This is a genomic window from Rhizobium sp. GW821-FHT14E12 (assembly GCF_058803745.1).
This window is the reverse complement of the sequence record NZ_JBXAPH010000008.1, coordinates 127,256-141,999: the sequence shown is the minus strand read 5'-3', so window position 1 is coordinate 141,999 and position 14,744 is coordinate 127,256. Positions and strand designations below refer to the sequence as shown.

The 14,744-nt window shown below is 60.5% G+C and carries 16 protein-coding genes, 1 tRNA gene and 2 pseudogenes; 10 read left to right on the top strand and 9 right to left on the bottom strand.

What is annotated here, in order from left to right; translation table 11 throughout:
• Nucleotides 1-39 precede the first annotated feature (39 nt).
• Nucleotides 40-354: a hypothetical protein gene (locus AC1RO0_RS24765; protein ID WP_498595237.1), complete on the top strand. Its 315-nt coding sequence runs from the start codon at nt 40-42 to the stop codon at nt 352-354.
• 79 nt (nt 355-433) lie between these two features.
• On the opposite strand, the gene AC1RO0_RS24760 is transcribed toward AC1RO0_RS24765, so the two are convergent.
• The 3 genes from AC1RO0_RS24760 to AC1RO0_RS24750 all read right to left on the bottom strand — a co-directional run bounded on the left by AC1RO0_RS24760 (nt 434) and on the right by AC1RO0_RS24750 (nt 3,338).
• Nucleotides 434-1,294 carry a WcbI family polysaccharide biosynthesis putative acetyltransferase gene (locus tag AC1RO0_RS24760; protein ID WP_498595236.1) on the bottom strand — a complete coding sequence of 287 codons (861 nt, stop codon included), beginning with the start codon at nt 1,292-1,294 and terminating at the stop codon, nt 434-436.
• A 443-nt stretch (nt 1,295-1,737) separates the two neighbouring features.
• Nucleotides 1,738-1,824: transfer RNA gene (locus tag AC1RO0_RS24755), tRNA-Leu, on the bottom strand.
• Nucleotides 1,825-1,916: 92 nt separating this feature from the next.
• Nucleotides 1,917-3,338 carry a phosphomannomutase gene (locus AC1RO0_RS24750; protein WP_498595367.1) on the bottom strand — a complete coding sequence of 474 codons (1,422 nt, stop codon included), beginning with the start codon at nt 3,336-3,338 and terminating at the stop codon, nt 1,917-1,919.
• 194 nt (nt 3,339-3,532) lie between these two features.
• Between AC1RO0_RS24750 and AC1RO0_RS24745 the strand changes: the two genes are divergently transcribed.
• Both AC1RO0_RS24745 and AC1RO0_RS24740 read left to right on the top strand, forming a co-directional pair.
• Nucleotides 3,533-3,961 carry a BA14K family protein gene (locus AC1RO0_RS24745; protein WP_498595235.1) on the top strand — a complete coding sequence of 143 codons (429 nt, stop codon included), beginning with the start codon at nt 3,533-3,535 and terminating at the stop codon, nt 3,959-3,961.
• A gap of 155 nt (nt 3,962-4,116) precedes the next feature.
• On the top strand, nt 4,117-4,257 hold the full coding sequence (locus AC1RO0_RS24740; protein ID WP_007692629.1) for a hypothetical protein: 141 nt from the start codon (nt 4,117-4,119) through the stop codon (nt 4,255-4,257).
• Between the two features lie 48 nt (nt 4,258-4,305).
• Here AC1RO0_RS24740 and AC1RO0_RS24735 read toward each other — a convergent pair whose 3' ends face one another.
• Entirely contained in the window at nt 4,306-4,599 is a 294-nt protein-coding gene (locus tag AC1RO0_RS24735) for an Rdx family protein (protein ID WP_498595234.1), read from the bottom strand.
• 125 nt (nt 4,600-4,724) lie between these two features.
• On the opposite strand from AC1RO0_RS24735, the pseudogene AC1RO0_RS24730 reads away from it, so the two are divergent.
• A pseudogene (locus AC1RO0_RS24730) lies at nt 4,725-5,459 on the top strand (type 1 glutamine amidotransferase); the annotation flags it as partial.
• A 167-nt stretch (nt 5,460-5,626) separates the two neighbouring features.
• Nucleotides 5,627-6,082, top strand: a complete 456-nt coding sequence (locus AC1RO0_RS24725) for a GFA family protein (RefSeq protein WP_498595233.1) — start codon at nt 5,627-5,629, stop codon at nt 6,080-6,082.
• Between the two features lie 24 nt (nt 6,083-6,106).
• Here AC1RO0_RS24725 and AC1RO0_RS24720 read toward each other — a convergent pair.
• Nucleotides 6,107-6,274, bottom strand: a pseudogene (locus AC1RO0_RS24720) (type II toxin-antitoxin system CcdA family antitoxin); the annotation flags it as partial.
• Complete coding sequence (gene lepA, locus AC1RO0_RS24715; protein ID WP_174049965.1) at nt 6,274-8,106, bottom strand: translation elongation factor 4; 1,833 nt, start codon at nt 8,104-8,106, stop codon at nt 6,274-6,276. The gene lepA and the pseudogene AC1RO0_RS24720, both read right to left, overlap by 1 nt.
• A gap of 174 nt (nt 8,107-8,280) precedes the next feature.
• On the opposite strand from lepA, the gene AC1RO0_RS24710 reads away from it, so the two are divergent.
• Nucleotides 8,281-8,850, top strand: a complete 570-nt coding sequence (locus AC1RO0_RS24710) for a helix-turn-helix domain-containing protein (protein WP_498595232.1) — start codon at nt 8,281-8,283, stop codon at nt 8,848-8,850.
• A gap of 15 nt (nt 8,851-8,865) precedes the next feature.
• Nucleotides 8,866-9,390 (top strand): GNAT family N-acetyltransferase, encoded by a 525-nt coding sequence (locus AC1RO0_RS24705; RefSeq protein ID WP_498595231.1) that lies wholly within the window; start codon nt 8,866-8,868, stop codon nt 9,388-9,390.
• A gap of 18 nt (nt 9,391-9,408) precedes the next feature.
• Here AC1RO0_RS24705 and AC1RO0_RS24700 read toward each other — a convergent pair whose 3' ends face one another.
• Entirely contained in the window at nt 9,409-10,020 is a 612-nt protein-coding gene (locus tag AC1RO0_RS24700; RefSeq protein WP_498595230.1) for an HAD family hydrolase, read from the bottom strand.
• A 151-nt stretch (nt 10,021-10,171) separates the two neighbouring features.
• Between AC1RO0_RS24700 and AC1RO0_RS24695 the strand changes: the two genes are divergently transcribed.
• Together AC1RO0_RS24695 and AC1RO0_RS24690 are read left to right on the top strand one after the other, a co-directional pair.
• Nucleotides 10,172-11,197 carry a histone deacetylase family protein gene (locus tag AC1RO0_RS24695; RefSeq protein ID WP_498595229.1) on the top strand — a complete coding sequence of 342 codons (1,026 nt, stop codon included), beginning with the start codon at nt 10,172-10,174 and terminating at the stop codon, nt 11,195-11,197.
• Between the two features lie 96 nt (nt 11,198-11,293).
• Nucleotides 11,294-12,208: an EamA family transporter gene (locus AC1RO0_RS24690; protein WP_498595228.1), complete on the top strand. Its 915-nt coding sequence runs from the start codon at nt 11,294-11,296 to the stop codon at nt 12,206-12,208.
• A gap of 3 nt (nt 12,209-12,211) precedes the next feature.
• Here AC1RO0_RS24690 and AC1RO0_RS24685 read toward each other — a convergent pair whose 3' ends face one another.
• A complete protein-coding gene (locus AC1RO0_RS24685) occupies nt 12,212-12,679 on the bottom strand; it encodes a group III truncated hemoglobin (RefSeq protein ID WP_498595227.1) in 468 nt (155 codons plus the stop codon).
• 249 nt (nt 12,680-12,928) lie between these two features.
• Between AC1RO0_RS24685 and mbfA the strand changes: the two genes are divergently transcribed.
• Nucleotides 12,929-13,912: an iron exporter MbfA gene (gene mbfA / locus AC1RO0_RS24680; protein WP_498595226.1), complete on the top strand. Its 984-nt coding sequence runs from the start codon at nt 12,929-12,931 to the stop codon at nt 13,910-13,912.
• Between the two features lie 82 nt (nt 13,913-13,994).
• Here mbfA and AC1RO0_RS24675 read toward each other — a convergent pair whose 3' ends face one another.
• Nucleotides 13,995-14,594, bottom strand: coding sequence for a transglutaminase-like cysteine peptidase (locus tag AC1RO0_RS24675; protein WP_498595225.1), 600 nt, complete (start codon nt 14,592-14,594; stop codon nt 13,995-13,997).
• Nucleotides 14,595-14,744: the final 150 nt, after the last annotated feature.

Here is a 14,744-nt window from a genome sequence, read left to right as displayed (position 1 = left end):
TTCTGATGGCGAAGTCTATGACTGAGAAGAGGAATCCCCATGAAGAAGATTATGTTGGTCGCGGTATTCGGGCTATGCGCCTCGAGCGCGATGGCGATATCGCGCTATGACACTCCGTCCATGAGCTGCGCGACCGTACACGACAAGGTCGCTCAGGAAGGCGAGGCCGTGTTGCAGCATCCCTCCAGCACCGTCAGCAACCTGACGGTCTATGATCGCTATGTGTCGAACTCGGCGGCTTGCGTGAACCGCGGCATTCCGACGAAGGTATCCGTGCCGACGTCGGACGACCCGAGCTGCAAGGTGCTGCTTTGCGCGCCGGCCACGGGCAAGGGGCATAACCGCAAGGGCTGAGGTTCAGTCCGATGTCGGATTTTATCCCTGGGATTGCCGATGAGGTGATCCCAGGGAAACAACGGGCAAACGGGTGCAGTTATCCGACTGCCTCGGCGATTACGGCCTTCACCTGCGCATATCGGCCGCGAACCGATTTCTCGATATGGAGCGTGCCGGCGGGGAAGCGCGAATAGCTGGCGAAGCTAAGATCGATGAATGTCTCCAGCGAGATGAGACGGTATTCGTTGTGCATCTTGAAGAGGTAGGACCCTCGTGCCCCGAATGTCTCGGCAATTTCCGGATAGACCGGATAGCACGGCCCCTTGAGAAGATTATCCATCGGCACGATGCCGCCTTCGAAAGTCTGAACGCCGAGGCGCTTCATGAAGGCGCGCGCAATATCATAGACGCAATGAATCTTCGGATGGTTCACCGAATACATGAAGGAATCGCCGCGAGACCAGTTCCGGAAGGCGGATGAAATATCCAGCCCATGCTGCGCGAAATTGTTGATAAGATCCGTGCGCTCTTCTTCCCAGCGCGTCAGGAAGCCGCATCGTTCAAACACATCCCGCCGAAACAGTTTGCGGGTCGCTTCTGCGGACAAGCCGGCCTCATAAGCGGCCAATACGATCATCGAGTGATACGCACTCATCGGCCCGTCGAGCGGGCCGCCGCTTTCCGAAAACGCATAGCAGACATCAGGATGATAAGCGTCGAACTCTATCGAGGGAATGATGTCGAGATTGCGCGCGGCTGTAAAATCGAAATCCATGGTCTGGAAATACGGATGGATGATCACCCTGAAATATTCGGGCAAGGTTGCCCTGTATTTTTCGATACCATGCTGGAACGCATAGACATCTACCGCCTCGATATGGAACTTTGGATTGAGCAAATTCAGGGAATTCGCCAGTCCAAACGTTTGGCAGTTCGAAAGCAGGAGCCATGTCTCCATCTAATCCGTCCTAAGCTTTTATTTTAAATAAACTTTCCTGCCCTGTGAGGCCGATTTCCCAGATCGATGCGGCCAGCGCGAGGAAGAGGCGTATAGATGTCACGCGCAACTATGTTTTTGCGACCTTGGCATGTCTATATGAATAGCGTCACCGATGGGCAATTCGCGGCATGGGGACGCCACCGACGTCAACGGCCATACGAATGATGTGCCAGATATGGAATGGCTGACGGAGGATGCGGAGGCCGATGGACGTCCTCGCATCGATGAATGGCCCGGGGCTGCCTGGGCAATTCCCCGCCCGCAAACCAAATGGCTGACGGGGACAGTTATATCGATGCTGTTCGGGAAATTATCATCGACATCCGTCCGGCCCCCGAAGGGGAACTTATCTGACAAAAATCGATGAAAGAACCAACGAAATCAACGTTGGAAAAATGGAATGGTGCCCAGAAGAGGACTCGAACCTCCACACCCTTTCGGGTACCAGCACCTGAAGCTGGCGCGTCTACCAATTCCGCCATCTGGGCGACGGACACGCATGTAAGGGGGTGGCTCTCCGGTGTCAACAGGGTTTTTGAAGTTTTCGTGTCAATCTGGAAAAAAGCGGTTGAAGCCCGATCTATGCCCGGGCTTTCGCCCAGGCGCGGATGAGGTCAAGTCCCTGTTCCAGCAGGGCCTTTGCTTCGTTTTCTCCCGCCGCTTCGACATAGCAGCGCATTTCCGGGGCATTTCCGGAGGGACGGAAATGGATGATACGGCCATCGGAGAGCGTCACCCGCAGTCCGTCGATATCGCTCTTCGACGCAACAGCAGAGACCGGCGCCAGGAAGCTTGCGAGATTCGCATCCGAGGCGCGCAGATAGGCCATCAGCGCCGCGCTGGTTTCGACCGGAAAGTTCTCCAGCCGGTCGGCGGCGGCGAAGGGCAGGCGGTAGCCGCCGGCAACGGCCGAGAGCGGCTGTCTGGCGAGCGCGGCGGCGTAGAGCGTCGCAAGGATCGGAAGGAAGCCGTCGCGCGTCGGCAGGGGCTGCACCGGCTCGCCTTCGATAATGAAGCGGCTGGCCGTCAGCGTGCCGCCATTCGCCTCGAAGCCCATGACATTGGTCTTGCCGGCCGCCAGCGCCTCGTCCATGCCGGCGATGACATAGGGCGAGCCGACGCGGGTGCGGGTGACCGAATAGGAGCCCGCGGCCTCGATGCCCGAATTGGAGGTGACCGGCGTCACCACCACCTCCGCGCCGAGGAAGTTTGCGGCGATGAGGCCAAGCAGGTCGCCGCGCAAGGGCTCACCGGTCTCATCCGCCAGAAGCGGCCGGTCGCCATCGCCATCGGCCGAGACGATCGCATCCAACCCATGCTCCGGCGCCCAGCCCTTCAGCAGGCGGATGGTTTCGGCGGAGACCGCCTCGGTATCGACCGGAATGAAGCTTTCGGAGCGGCCGAGCGGCACGACGCGCGCGCCATAATGCGCAAGCACCAGGCCCAGCAGGTCGCGTGCCACCGTGCTGTGCTGATAGACGCCGATCGTCAGGCCCTTGAGGCTGTCGGTGGGCAGCAGCGCGATATTGCGTTCGAAGTACAGTGCTTCGGTCTGCGCTGCTCGATCTTCGCCGGTGCCGGGTGTCTCGTCCAGCTTCGCATCGCCGATCGCCGCGGCTTCCGCGCTGATCGCCAACTCGTCCTGCTTGTCGATTTCGCCGTCCGGGCGATAGAATTTGATGCCGTTGCGGTCGGCCGGAATATGCGAGCCGGTGATCATCAGCGATGCAGCCTTGAGCTCCAGCCCGTAAAGCGCCAGCGCCGGCGTCGGCAGCGTGCCGCAATCGACCGGCGTGAAGCCGGAACGCTTCAGCGCGCCGATGCAGGTGGCGGAGATCGCCGGGCTGGAATCGCGGAAATCGCGGCCGACGAGGATGAGATCGCCGGGCTGTGCCTGGCCGCTTTTCAGCAGATGGCGGGCAAAAGCCGTGGCATAGAGGGCCGACGCCCGTCCCACGAGATCCACTGACAGGCCGCGAAGGCCGCTGGTGCCAAATTTCAAGCTGCTCACGCGCAATCTCCTCGTAGTGTTTGCGCTTCTTATGAAACAAGCCGGGAAAAGGATCAACTGATCGATGATGGCCAAATGCCTGCCATCGCGGCACTGGTTTTGTCTGGGGCGAGAACCCAAATACAAGGACGAGCCGTTGAAGAGGCGACGTCGCGTCGCCGAGGTCGACAGTACGGGAGCCGGTCATGACTGTTTTCGCGAGAATCGCCTATGGCTGTGCGCTCGGCCTCGCCTTGTTGTCGCCTCCGGATGTCGGCTATGCGGCCTCGAAAAACCCGACGATCGTTGTCCCGCCCCGCGCCAACGGATCCGTTCTCTGCGACTATCGCGGCTGTTTCGGTTTCGGGCGGCAGCAATGGTATCGACGGCCCGGCCAGCCAATCCCCAATCCACCACCGGCCCTTGGCGGCAGGAGTCGTTATGACACCCCCGGGATCGTCATCCCTCCGCGCAACAACTATGTCCCACCGAAAGCCAATTATCGTGCGCCGGTCGATAATAGCACCCGCCATCGGATGTGGTGCGCCGGCCGCTATCGAAGCTATAATCCGGGGACGAACCTCTACACCACGCTGCACAACGGTTTTCAGGCCTGCCGATCGCCCTATCAATGAGTGCGGGGTTGGCCGGCGTTTTCAACGCCGGTTCGCGTCTTTTGACGACGCCTTGAGATGAAAGCGAAAATAAATCGCTTGCTTTTGGCGCGACTTAGGCGGTCCGTAAGATGTCATCGCTTCCATGTGGTCGCGATCCAAACAAGGAGCCTGCAATGGCAAAGGGTCAAGTAAGAGGAAATCGCGAAACGCGAAAACCCAAGAAGGACAAAACTGCCGAAGCTCCAAAGCCGCAGCCGGGCTTTGCCGTCAAACAGGCTGGAACCCCCATGGGCTTCGGCAAGAAAGACAAATAATTAGACGGAGGCGCGCCTATCCGGGCTGCGCCTCCTCCCAAATGTCTGTCAACTCTCCAGCGATGCACGGTCCGTATGACCGAGATCGCGATCGGGATCGATGACGTCGCGCACCCGCTGCTTCAGCTCCTTCGGTCCCGGAAAGCCGCCATCGCGCTTACGTTCCCACAGCAACTCGCCATTGATACGGATTTCAAAGACGCCGCCGGTGCCTGGCAGCAGCGCCACTTCGCCGAGGCTGTCGTTGAAGGTCTGCAACAGCTCCTGCGCCATCCAGCCGGACCGCAGCAGCCAGTTGCATTGGGTGCAATAGAGAATGGTGATCCGCGGCTTGTCGCTCATCATCGGTTTCCTTGTTGTCTCCTGACATTTAGGCGCAGCTTTGGCCGGCCGCAAGCGTCCCGCTCTTGCGCCATCGATCCGCTCATGGTCATCTTCGCCAGGGGCAATTTTCGGGAATCACGGGAATGCGGGTCGCAATCATCGAGAATATGAAGAACACGCCGATTGGCGCCCTTGGCATGGCGCTGAAGGAGGCAGGGGCGGAGCTCGAATGGTTTCGAGCCTGGGACGGTGAGCCTCTTCCGAAGGATGTGACGGCGCATGATGCGCTCGTCGTGCTCGGCGGCGAGCAGAATGCCCGTGACGACGAAACGCACCCCTATCTGCCGGAGCTGGCGCAGCTGATGCGCCGGTTTGAGGAGGCCGACAAGGCCGTGCTCGGCATCTGCCTTGGTAGCCAGATCCTGGCGCGCGCCTATGAGGCCGAAAACCTTATCGGTGCCGCCCGCGAATTCGGCTGGAAGACAGTGGGCGTCACCGAGGAGGGCAAGGCCGATCCACTGCTATCGGGTGTCGGCGACGAATTCACCATCTTCGAATGGCATTCCGATACGTTCACGCTGCCCGCAGAGGCAGTGCGGCTTGCCACCAACAGCACTGCCGTCAACCAAGCCTACCGCATCGGCCGCGCAACCTACGGCACGCAGTTCCATTTCGAGGCCAATGCCGATGTGGTCGACAGCTGGCGGAGGGATTTCAAGGAGACGATCGAGCGCATCGAGCCAGGCTGGCTGGAGCGCTTTCCCGAGATCGCTGCGCAGCATGCGCCCGCCGCCGAGACGGCTGGGCTGGCGATCGCACGGGCGTGGGTGAAGACGATTGGTGCGGCGGTGGAACGGCGCGAGGAGGCCGTGCTTTCTGATGATCGGCAGCCATTGGACGTCGAAGGCATCGCGCGTCTGCAAAAGCTGATCGACGAGGGGCTGGAAAGTGGTGTCAGCACGCGCGATCTTGGCGAAGTCCTTGCCCAGGTGCCCGGCGCTAGATCTTAGCGAAATTGGAATCAAATACCGGAGGAGGCAAACTCATGAGCGAGCCAGATCTACCCTGGGAAGGCGGCTGCCGTTGTGGGCAGGTGCGGCTGAAGGTCAGCGCTAAGCCGCTGCTTGCCATGGCCTGCCATTGCACCGGCTGCCAGCGCATGTCGTCCAGCGCCTATTCGCTGAGCATCGCCATTCCGAGCGACGGTTTCGAAGTCACGCAAGGCGAGCCCGTCATTGGCGGCATGCGCGACGAAAAGCTGAAGCATTATTTCTGCCCAAGCTGCATGAGCTGGATGTTCACCCGCTTGGAGGGGCTCGACTGGTTCGTCAATCTGCGCCCGACCATGCTCGATGACGCCAGCTGGTTCACGCCTTTCGTCGAGACCTGGACAAGCGAAAAGCTGCCCTGGGCTGCGACTCCGGCTAAGCATAGCTATACGGCGCTGCCGGCCATGGAGGATTTCGAGGTGCTGACGAAGGAGTATATGGGGCAGGCCTGAAACATTCGCTGCAAAACCGCGACGTCAGAACTGCCGATATTTCGCCAAAGGTAGGCCGTGTTTTTCGACGTAGGCGTTTGCCGCAGCAATCGCGTCTGCATTCTCAGTTAGCCAAAGACGCTCGCGTTCAGTCTTGCTGACGCGAGCAGTCTCGTCATTCTTGGGGCATGAGGTATCGATCTTCGGGTCCCTCACTCATCCCCCATCTTCAGCGCTGCAATAAACGCTTCCTGCGGGATTTCGACCTTGCCGAACTGCCGCATGCGCTTCTTGCCTTCCTTCTGCTTGTCGAGCAGCTTGCGCTTGCGTGAGGCGTCGCCGCCGTAGCACTTGGCGGTCACGTCCTTGCGCAGTGCTTTCACCGTCTCGCGGGCGATGATGCGCCCACCAATGGCGGCCTGGATCGGGATCTGGAACATGTGCTGCGGGATCAGGTCCTTCAGCTTTTCGCACATCACGCGGCCGCGCTTTTCCGCCGCCGAGCGGTGGACCAGCATGGACAGCGCATCAACCGGCTCGGCATTGACGAGGATCGACATCTTGACGAGATCGCTGTCGCGATAGTCGGTGAGATTATAATCGAAGGAGGCGTAGCCCTTGGAGATCGACTTCAGCCGGTCGTAGAAATCGAAGACGACTTCGTTGAGCGGCAAGTCGTAGGTGATCATGGCGCGGTTGCCGACATAGGTCAGCTCGGTCTGGACACCGCGGCGGTCCTGGCAGAGCTTCAGGATCGAGCCGAGATATTCGTCCGGCGTCAGGATCGTCGCCTTGATCCATGGTTCGCGGAATTCGGCGATCTTGACGACGTCGGGCATGTCGGCCGGGTTATGCAGCTCGATCTCGGTGCCGTCGGTCATGGTCAGCTGATAGACGACCGAAGGGGCGGTCGCGATCAGGTCGAGATTAAACTCGCGTTCCAGACGTTCCTGGATGATTTCCAGATGCAGCAGGCCGAGGAAGCCGCAACGGAAGCCGAAGCCGAGGGCGGCCGAGGATTCCATTTCGAAGGAGAAGCTGGCGTCGTTGAGGCGCAGCTTGCCCATGGCCGAGCGCAGATCCTCGAAATCGGCGGCGTCAACCGGGAAGAGGCCGCAGAAGACGACCGGTTGTGCCGGCTTGAAGCCCGGCAGGGCGGCGGCAGTCGGGCGCTTGTCTTCGGTGATGGTATCGCCGACACGGGTGTCGGCCACTTCCTTGATAGAGGCGGTGATGAAGCCGATCTCGCCAGGGCCGAGGCTTTCGACGGTGAGCATTTTCGGCGTCAGTACGCCGACGCGCTCGACCTGGTATTTCACGTCCGTGCCCATCATGCGGATGGTCTGACCCTTGGTCATGACGCCGTCGATGATGCGAACGAGAACCATGACGCCGAGATAGGTGTCGTACCAGCTGTCGACGAGCAGCGCCTTCAACGGTGCCTTTTCGCCGCCGGGGCTCTTCGGCGCCGGCAGCTTGTGGACGATCGCTTCGAGAACATCAGGGATGCCGAGGCCGGTCTTGGCCGAAATCAGCACGGCCTCGGAGGCGTCGATGCCGATAACCTCTTCGATCTGGTCCTTGATGCGGTCGGGTTCGGCCGCCGGCAGGTCGATCTTGTTGAGAACCGTGACGATCTCGTGGTTGTTGTCGATTGCCTGATAGACGTTGGCGAGTGTCTGCGCTTCCACGCCCTGTGAGGCGTCGACCACCAGCAGCGAACCTTCGCAGGCTGACAGCGAGCGCGAGACTTCATAGGCGAAGTCGACGTGGCCGGGCGTGTCGATCAGGTTGAGGATATAGGTCTCGCCATTGTTCGCCTTGTAATGCAGGCGCACGGTCTGGGCCTTGATGGTGATGCCGCGCTCGCGCTCGATCTCCATATTGTCCAGCACCTGCTCGGACATCTCGCGCTCGGCAAGCCCGCCCGTCGTCTGGATCAGACGATCGGCCAGCGTCGATTTGCCGTGGTCGATATGGGCCACGATGGAGAAGTTGCGGATGTGCGAAAGCGGAGTGGTGGAATTGGTGCTCATGCGCGCCATATAGCAGCGCCGCCCCGCGCCGCAAAGCGGAAAAGCAGGGTTTTGTTAGGGATATCCGCGTCGCCGTGGGCATTTGAGCTTGCTGTCGTGATCAGCGGCATTATTCGGCTTGATTCCATCATTCGATCATGTATTTCTCTTATAGTAGAATTTGATGTGGATGATATACGGATAATGGAAGATGATCTGGAAATCGCGATTGGCGCGCGCATCAAGCAGCTGCGCATTGTCCGCGGACTGACTCTGGACGAGCTGGCAAGCGCGTCGGCGGTCAGCAGGGCGATGATCTCGCGCATCGAGCGAGCCGAGGCGAGCCCGACCGCTTCGCTGCTCGCCCGGCTCTGTGCTGCGCTTGGCCTGTCGCTTTCGACCTTCTTCGCCGAGGAGGAGACGGTCGTGTCGCCCTTGGCCCGGCGCAACGACCAGCCGATCTGGCGCGATCCGGAAACGGGATATGTCCGCCGCGCGGTCTCGCCGGCGGGCACACAGTCACCCGTCGATCTCATCGAGGTCACTTTTCCCGCCGGCGCGCGCGTCAGCTTTCCGCCGAATGCCGCCAGCCGGGGCATGAGCCAGCATGTCTGGCTGTTCGAAGGCGAGATGGAGATGACGGTTGGCGAGGCCGTGCATCGCCTGATGCCCGGCGACTGCCTGTTCATGGGCATTGGCGACGGCCATGTGTTTTACAATCCGGGCGACAAGCCGGCGCGCTATTGCGTCGTCCTCGACCGCCCTCGAGCATAATCCAAGGATAGTTTCATGCCCGATATTCATCTTCTTTCCGCCGCCGAAGCCCGCGCCGCCTCCGCCGATCTCTGCGAGGTGCTCGCCGATTGCGTCAATGGCGGCGCCTCCGTCGGCTTCATGCAGCCCTATGGGCTTGACGATGCAGAACCCTATTGGCGGGGGGTGGCCGACAGCGTTGAAGCTGGCGCGACGCTGCTCCTCGTTGCCGTCATCGAGGGCAAGGTGCTCGGCACTGTGCAGATCGGGGCGGCGCAAATGCCGAACCAGCCGCATCGCGGCGATCTGAAGAAACTGCTGGTGCATCGCTCCGCTCGTGGAAAGGGGCTTGCCCGCCTGCTAATGGAGGCTGCTGAGCACGAGGCGGCCAAGCGCGGCAAGACCCTGCTGGTGCTCGACACGGCGACCGGCAGCGACGCCGAAGCCATCTATCCCCGCCTCGGCTGGGAGCGCGCCGGCGTCATCCCGGATTATGCCCTGTGGCCGCAGGGCGGGCTCTGCGACACGACCATATTCTACAAGCGGATCATTGCCGGCTAATGAAATGGCGCGCGACGACTATTTCATCGCCGCAAACGGAGCAAGCGCGTCGTGCAGCGTGGCTTTGCCGGTCCAGTGGATCGCCTGCCAGCCAAAGCGTCGCGCGCCTTCAACATTCTCCAGCATGTCGTCGATGAAGACGATATCGCTAGCGGATGTGTTCGCCGCTCTGGTCGCCTGCGCGTAAAACTCTTCGGAGGGCTTGCGGTGGCCGAGCACGGCGGAATAGAAAATGCAGTCGACATGGGCAGCGAGGCCAAGCGTTTCCATCAGATATTCCGCCCGCATATGTTCCTGGTTAGTCGCCAGGAAGACGCGGACGCCATCAGCGCGGTAACGCGCCAAGGCGTCGAGAAAGGCATGGTCGAGGCGGGAATCATTCTCGAACCAATAGGCGACAAGCGCTTCGGCGCTGACATCAGGCGCAATTCTGGAGAGGACCTGTTGCAGCCGGGGCATGAGCTGTTCCCGCCCGATGATGATTTCGCTCCAGTGCGGCTTGAAAAATTCCTCTTGAAGAAGCTCCGGTGACAGGCCGAGATCACGCTCCAGAAATGTGAACAGGGGCAAGCCATCTTGTGGCCGTCCATGAACCAGTACGCCATCGACATCGATCATCAGGACTTTCATGCCGCATAAATCTCCCAATTGATGGTGAGGCGAACGAAATGTGCCGTCGTTTCCCGTCGCGTTCAAGGGCGCAGACCGCTCTTTTTTCCTGACTGCGATCCATGTAAGCCTTAGCGTTATCCAATGAGTTTCGCAGGCGAGGGGGCCGATCATGCGTGTCATTTATTCAGAAGATCACAAGCTGAGGGACGCCAAGACCGAGCTGCATGACGGTCATCTGGTGACGCCCTTCGAAGCGCCGTTCCGCGCCGAATGGATTCTGGCAGCGGTGAAGGAGGCGGGCTTTACTGATGTTGTGGCGCCCGACGCCCATGGGCTGGAGACGGCGCGCAGGGTGCATGATCCTGCCTATCTCGATTTTTTGAGCACGGTTTGGGAGCGCTGGGTCGCGGCCGGCTACAAGGGCGAGGCGATTGCCAATTCCTTCCCCGTGCGCCGTACCAGCCAGCGCGTGCCGGAAAACATCGTCGGCATGATCGGGCACTATGCCAATGCCGCCGACACCTCGATCAGCAAGGGTTCGTATGAAGCGGCGATTGCTTCGATGCGCTGCGCCCTGACGGGCGCCGATTGGCTGCATGCCGGCAATCGCTTCGCCTTCGCGCTCTGCCGCCCGCCCGGTCATCATGCCGGTATCGATCTCTTCGGTGGCTATTGCTTCATCAACAATGCCGCCGTCGCCGCGCAGCGTCTGCGCGATCATGGGGCGAAGAAGGTGGCTGTGCTCGACGTCGATTTCCATCATGGCAATGGCACGCAGGACATCTTCTATCAACGCGGTGATGTCTTCGCCGCTTCGCTGCATGGCGACCCCATCCACGCCTTTCCCTATTTCCTCGGCCATGCCGACGAGGAGGGTGAAGGCGAAGGGCTGGGCGCCAACCGCAATTATCCGATGCCGCGCGGCACGCCCTGGGCTGTCTGGTCGGAAGCGCTTGCCGATGCGCTCGCCCGCATCAAGGCGTTCGGTGCGGAGGCGATCGTGCTGTCCCTCGGCGTCGACACTTTCGAGCGCGATCCGATCTCCTTCTTCAAGCTGACTTCCGATGATTTCATCCGCATCGGCAAGCTTGTCGCCGGCGCCGGCCTGCCGGTTCTCACCTGCATGGAGGGCGGCTATGGTGTGCCGGAGATCGGGCTGAATGTCGCCAATGTGCTGAAGGGCCTGGAAGCCTGATACGATCCTATCAGGGCGGCTGATCCAACCGATGAAAAGTTTGAATTTGCGCCTCCATCGCTTGCCGTCTACAAGCCGCACAGAACGGGAGCGGCTATGGATCAGAAGATAATCGAGAGCGGCACGGATGGTGGCGCGGTACTGATGCCGCATCCCGATGTGCCGGCGTCTTCGGGTGGTGTCGCCGCCGGCGTGGTCATGTGTCTGCTGTCGATGTGCTGCATCCAGTTCGGCTCGGCCCTGTCGTCCTCGGCCATCGCCACCTATGGGCCAACGGGTGCGACATGGCTCCGGCTCGCCTTTGCCGCCGTCGCTCTTGCGCTTATCGTCCGGCCAAAGGTGACGCGTTATAATCGCGAGCAATGGATCGGCGCGCTGGCGCTAGGCACCATGACGGCAATGATGACAATCTCCTTCTTTTCGGCGATCGAGCGCATTCCGCTCGGCCTTGTCGTCGCCATCGATTTTCTCGGCCCCTTGGCCGTTGCGACCCTCGGCTTTGGATTGAGCCGCCAGCTCCTTTGGCCGTTGGTAGCGGGCATCGGCGTGCTTCTCCTGGCCTATGACGGTCAGGAATGGGTTGGCAACCTGCCGGGCGTGCTGTTTGCCTTTGGCGCTGCTGCCGGCTGGGCCTGTTATATCCTGCTGACAAAGAAGGTCGGCAGCGCCTTCAAGGGCTTCGAGGGTCTGTCGATGTCGCTGATCATCGCCGCCATCGTCGCGACACCCTTCGGCTTTGCCTCCGCCGTTCCGCATTTGACCGGCCACGGCCTCCTCGAAATGGCGGGTCTTGCGCTGCTCGTGCCGCTTCTGCCCTATGCGCTGGAAATGGTGGCGCTGCGGCGCATGCCGACATCCTCCTTCGGCATTCTCATGAGCCTGGAACCGGCAATCGGCGCCTTCGCTGGCTTCGTCATCCTGACGCAGCCGCTGACGCCCTCGCAGATGTTCGGTACGGGGCTCGTCGTTGCCGCCAGTATCGGTGCGACTGTGTTTGCAGCGAGAGCCTGACGCTTAGACCGGCTTCTTCGCCGGATCATCCACCGCCGGATTGTAGAACAGCGACAAGGTCAGGCTCTTGGCAATGCGCTCGGCCGTTGCCATGAACCAGGCTTTGGCTTCGTCCGTCGGAGCGATATCGTCCAGCGTCTGGGAAAACAACACAAGCCATTCCGGAAACAGATCGGGTGCGATCCCCTCGACGCCGAGATGCGCCTGCACCGGCTTGCCGCCATAGGCGCCGTTCTTGAAGGCGACGGAGGACCAGAAGCGTTTCATCTTGTCCATATGGTCCGGCCAGCGCCCGGCCAGACGGCCGTCGAAGACCGGGCCGAGCCGGGGATGCGCTTGGATGCGGCCGTAGAACGTATCGACCAGCCGGTCGATGAAGGCGGCGTCGATGCCGATGCGCGTCATCTCGGCCTCCGCCCTTTCGCGGATGCCGGCCAGATGGGCGGCGCGGCCTTGTAGGTCATTGTCCATGTCATGCTCCTGGCCCCACTGCGCGAATTTTTTCTGCGGTACTGGGCTTGTGTCGGCTCCTATGTACGCCATTTCCCCACGCAACCAAGTGTCTCATGCCGCCGTCGCAATAATCTGGCATAGTCGCCGCGCCGGTTTCGCTGCCATCTCGCCTTAAACGGCATCTCCTGCTTCGGGATCATGCCTTTGCGCTTGACCCCTGCATTTAGCCACTTTAGAATTAGAATAATTCTAAAGATGGAGATTTTGATGTTGCTCGGTTTCTTCCGCTCGCCGAAGCGTTCCTTTGCCTCTTTGTCCGAACAGGAAATTCTTGCCGTGGCCATTGCCGCCGAAGAGGACGACGCACGCATCTTTCTCGCCTATGCCGATATCCTTCGTGACCAGTATCCCGACTCCGCCAAGGTGTTCGAGGATATGGCCGAGGTCGAGGACACCCATCGCAAGACGTTGATCGACATGCACCGCCGGCGTTTCGGCGAGCGCATCCCGCTGATCCGGCGCGAGCATGTCAGCGGCTTCTACGATCGCAAGCCGGATTGGCTGCGCAAGAATCTGTCGCTCGAGGCCATTCGTCAGGAGGCGGAGGCGATGGAACAGCAGGCCTATAATTTCTATGTCGAGGCGGCCAAGCAGATCTCGGATGCGTCGACGCGCCAGCTTCTGGGCGATCTCGCGCTCGCCGAACAGGGGCACGAAGAGGTTGCCCGCATGCTCGGCGACAAGCACACGCCGCAATCGGTCAAGCAGGAGGAAGATGCCAGCGCTCACCGCCAGTTCGTGCTGACCTATGTGCAGCCGGGCCTTGCCGGTCTGATGGATGGGTCGGTCTCGACGCTGGCGCCGATCTTCGCGGCCGCCTTTGCGACGCAAAACACATGGCAAACCTTTCTCGTCGGCTTGTCAGCCTCCGTCGGCGCCGGCATTTCCATGGGCTTCACGGAAGCTGCCCACGACGACGGCAAGATTTCCGGTCGCGGTTCGCCGATCAAGCGCGGCCTTGCCTGCGGCATCATGACGGCGCTCGGCGGCCTCGGCCACGCGTTGCCCTATCTCATTCCGCATTTCTGGATGGCAACCGTCATCGCCGCCATCGTCGTCTTCTTCGAGCTCTGGGTGATCGCCTTCATCCAGAACAAATATATGGAGACGCCGTTCCTGCGCGCCGCTTTCCAGGTGGTGGTCGGCGGTTCGCTGGTGCTGGCGGCGGGCATATTGATCGGGAATGCCTGAGCCTGATCGGGAGAGCGATGGAAAAAGCAAAAGGCCGGCAGATGTGCCGGCCCTTTTTATATGGATTTGGTTTTCGCGGGCCTTACTTGACCGAGCCGACCAGAACGTCGGTGCCGTTCTCGATGGTGACCCAGCGGCCGGCATTGAAGCTGGCCTGGCGCTTCAGGTAGGAATAGGGGGTCTTGTACCAGACTTTCACGTCGTCATCGAGATTGTCGAGAATGTAGTCGCCCTGCTTGGTGCGCAGCGTCAGCACCGCATGGCCTTCGCCATCGGGCTTGCGAACAACGGTCATCAAAAGGTTGGCGGCGGAAACGCCCTTCTGCATCAGGAGCTTGCGCTTCAGCAGTGCGAAATCCTCGCAGTCGCCGGCGGTCTTCGGATATTCCCAATATTCTTCCTGGCCGTAGACTTCCATATCGGTGGCAGGTGTTATGGTCTTGTTGACGCGCAGGTTCACCTGATTGACCAGCGCCCAGGTGTCGGCATTGAGGTCGACCGGGCCGGTGTTGCGGGTCGGGCCGCATTCGTCGGTGTGGCGCTCGCAAAACTCATAGTGACCGATAGGCTGGGAGGTGACGTTGCCGATAGCCATCGACGCGGTCTTCTGCGGGGCCGGCATGGCCGACGACGACATGGCAACTATAGCCGCAAAGGCAACGAATACGCCCTTAATACGCACGCCCACTATCCTTGTATCGTCCCTGCATTTGTTAACAAATTGTTAATGTAGGGGGGTGCGTAAAGTCAATCGTTACTTAAGTGTTAACGGCGGAACCCGGCCATATGGTTAATTTCAGCACAATCAAAGGGATAGTTGCCACAATTGAAT

Coding starts and splice junctions, on each gene's coding strand:
- AC1RO0_RS24765 (WP_498595237.1), top strand. CDS start 40: ATGAAGAAGATTATGTTGGTCGCGGTATTCGGGCTATGCGCCTCGAGC.
- AC1RO0_RS24760 (WP_498595236.1), bottom strand. CDS start 1,294: ATGGAGACATGGCTCCTGCTTTCGAACTGCCAAACGTTTGGACTGGCG.
- AC1RO0_RS24745 (WP_498595235.1), top strand. CDS start 3,533: ATGACTGTTTTCGCGAGAATCGCCTATGGCTGTGCGCTCGGCCTCGCC.
- AC1RO0_RS24740 (WP_007692629.1), top strand. CDS start 4,117: ATGGCAAAGGGTCAAGTAAGAGGAAATCGCGAAACGCGAAAACCCAAG.
- AC1RO0_RS24735 (WP_498595234.1), bottom strand. CDS start 4,599: ATGAGCGACAAGCCGCGGATCACCATTCTCTATTGCACCCAATGCAAC.
- AC1RO0_RS24725 (WP_498595233.1), top strand. CDS start 5,627: ATGAGCGAGCCAGATCTACCCTGGGAAGGCGGCTGCCGTTGTGGGCAG.
- lepA (WP_174049965.1), bottom strand. CDS start 8,106: ATGGCGCGCATGAGCACCAATTCCACCACTCCGCTTTCGCACATCCGC.
- AC1RO0_RS24710 (WP_498595232.1), top strand. CDS start 8,281: ATGGAAGATGATCTGGAAATCGCGATTGGCGCGCGCATCAAGCAGCTG.
- AC1RO0_RS24705 (WP_498595231.1), top strand. CDS start 8,866: ATGCCCGATATTCATCTTCTTTCCGCCGCCGAAGCCCGCGCCGCCTCC.
- AC1RO0_RS24700 (WP_498595230.1), bottom strand. CDS start 10,020: ATGAAAGTCCTGATGATCGATGTCGATGGCGTACTGGTTCATGGACGG.
- AC1RO0_RS24695 (WP_498595229.1), top strand. CDS start 10,172: ATGCGTGTCATTTATTCAGAAGATCACAAGCTGAGGGACGCCAAGACC.
- AC1RO0_RS24690 (WP_498595228.1), top strand. CDS start 11,294: ATGGATCAGAAGATAATCGAGAGCGGCACGGATGGTGGCGCGGTACTG.
- AC1RO0_RS24685 (WP_498595227.1), bottom strand. CDS start 12,679: ATGGACAATGACCTACAAGGCCGCGCCGCCCATCTGGCCGGCATCCGC.
- mbfA (WP_498595226.1), top strand. CDS start 12,929: ATGTTGCTCGGTTTCTTCCGCTCGCCGAAGCGTTCCTTTGCCTCTTTG.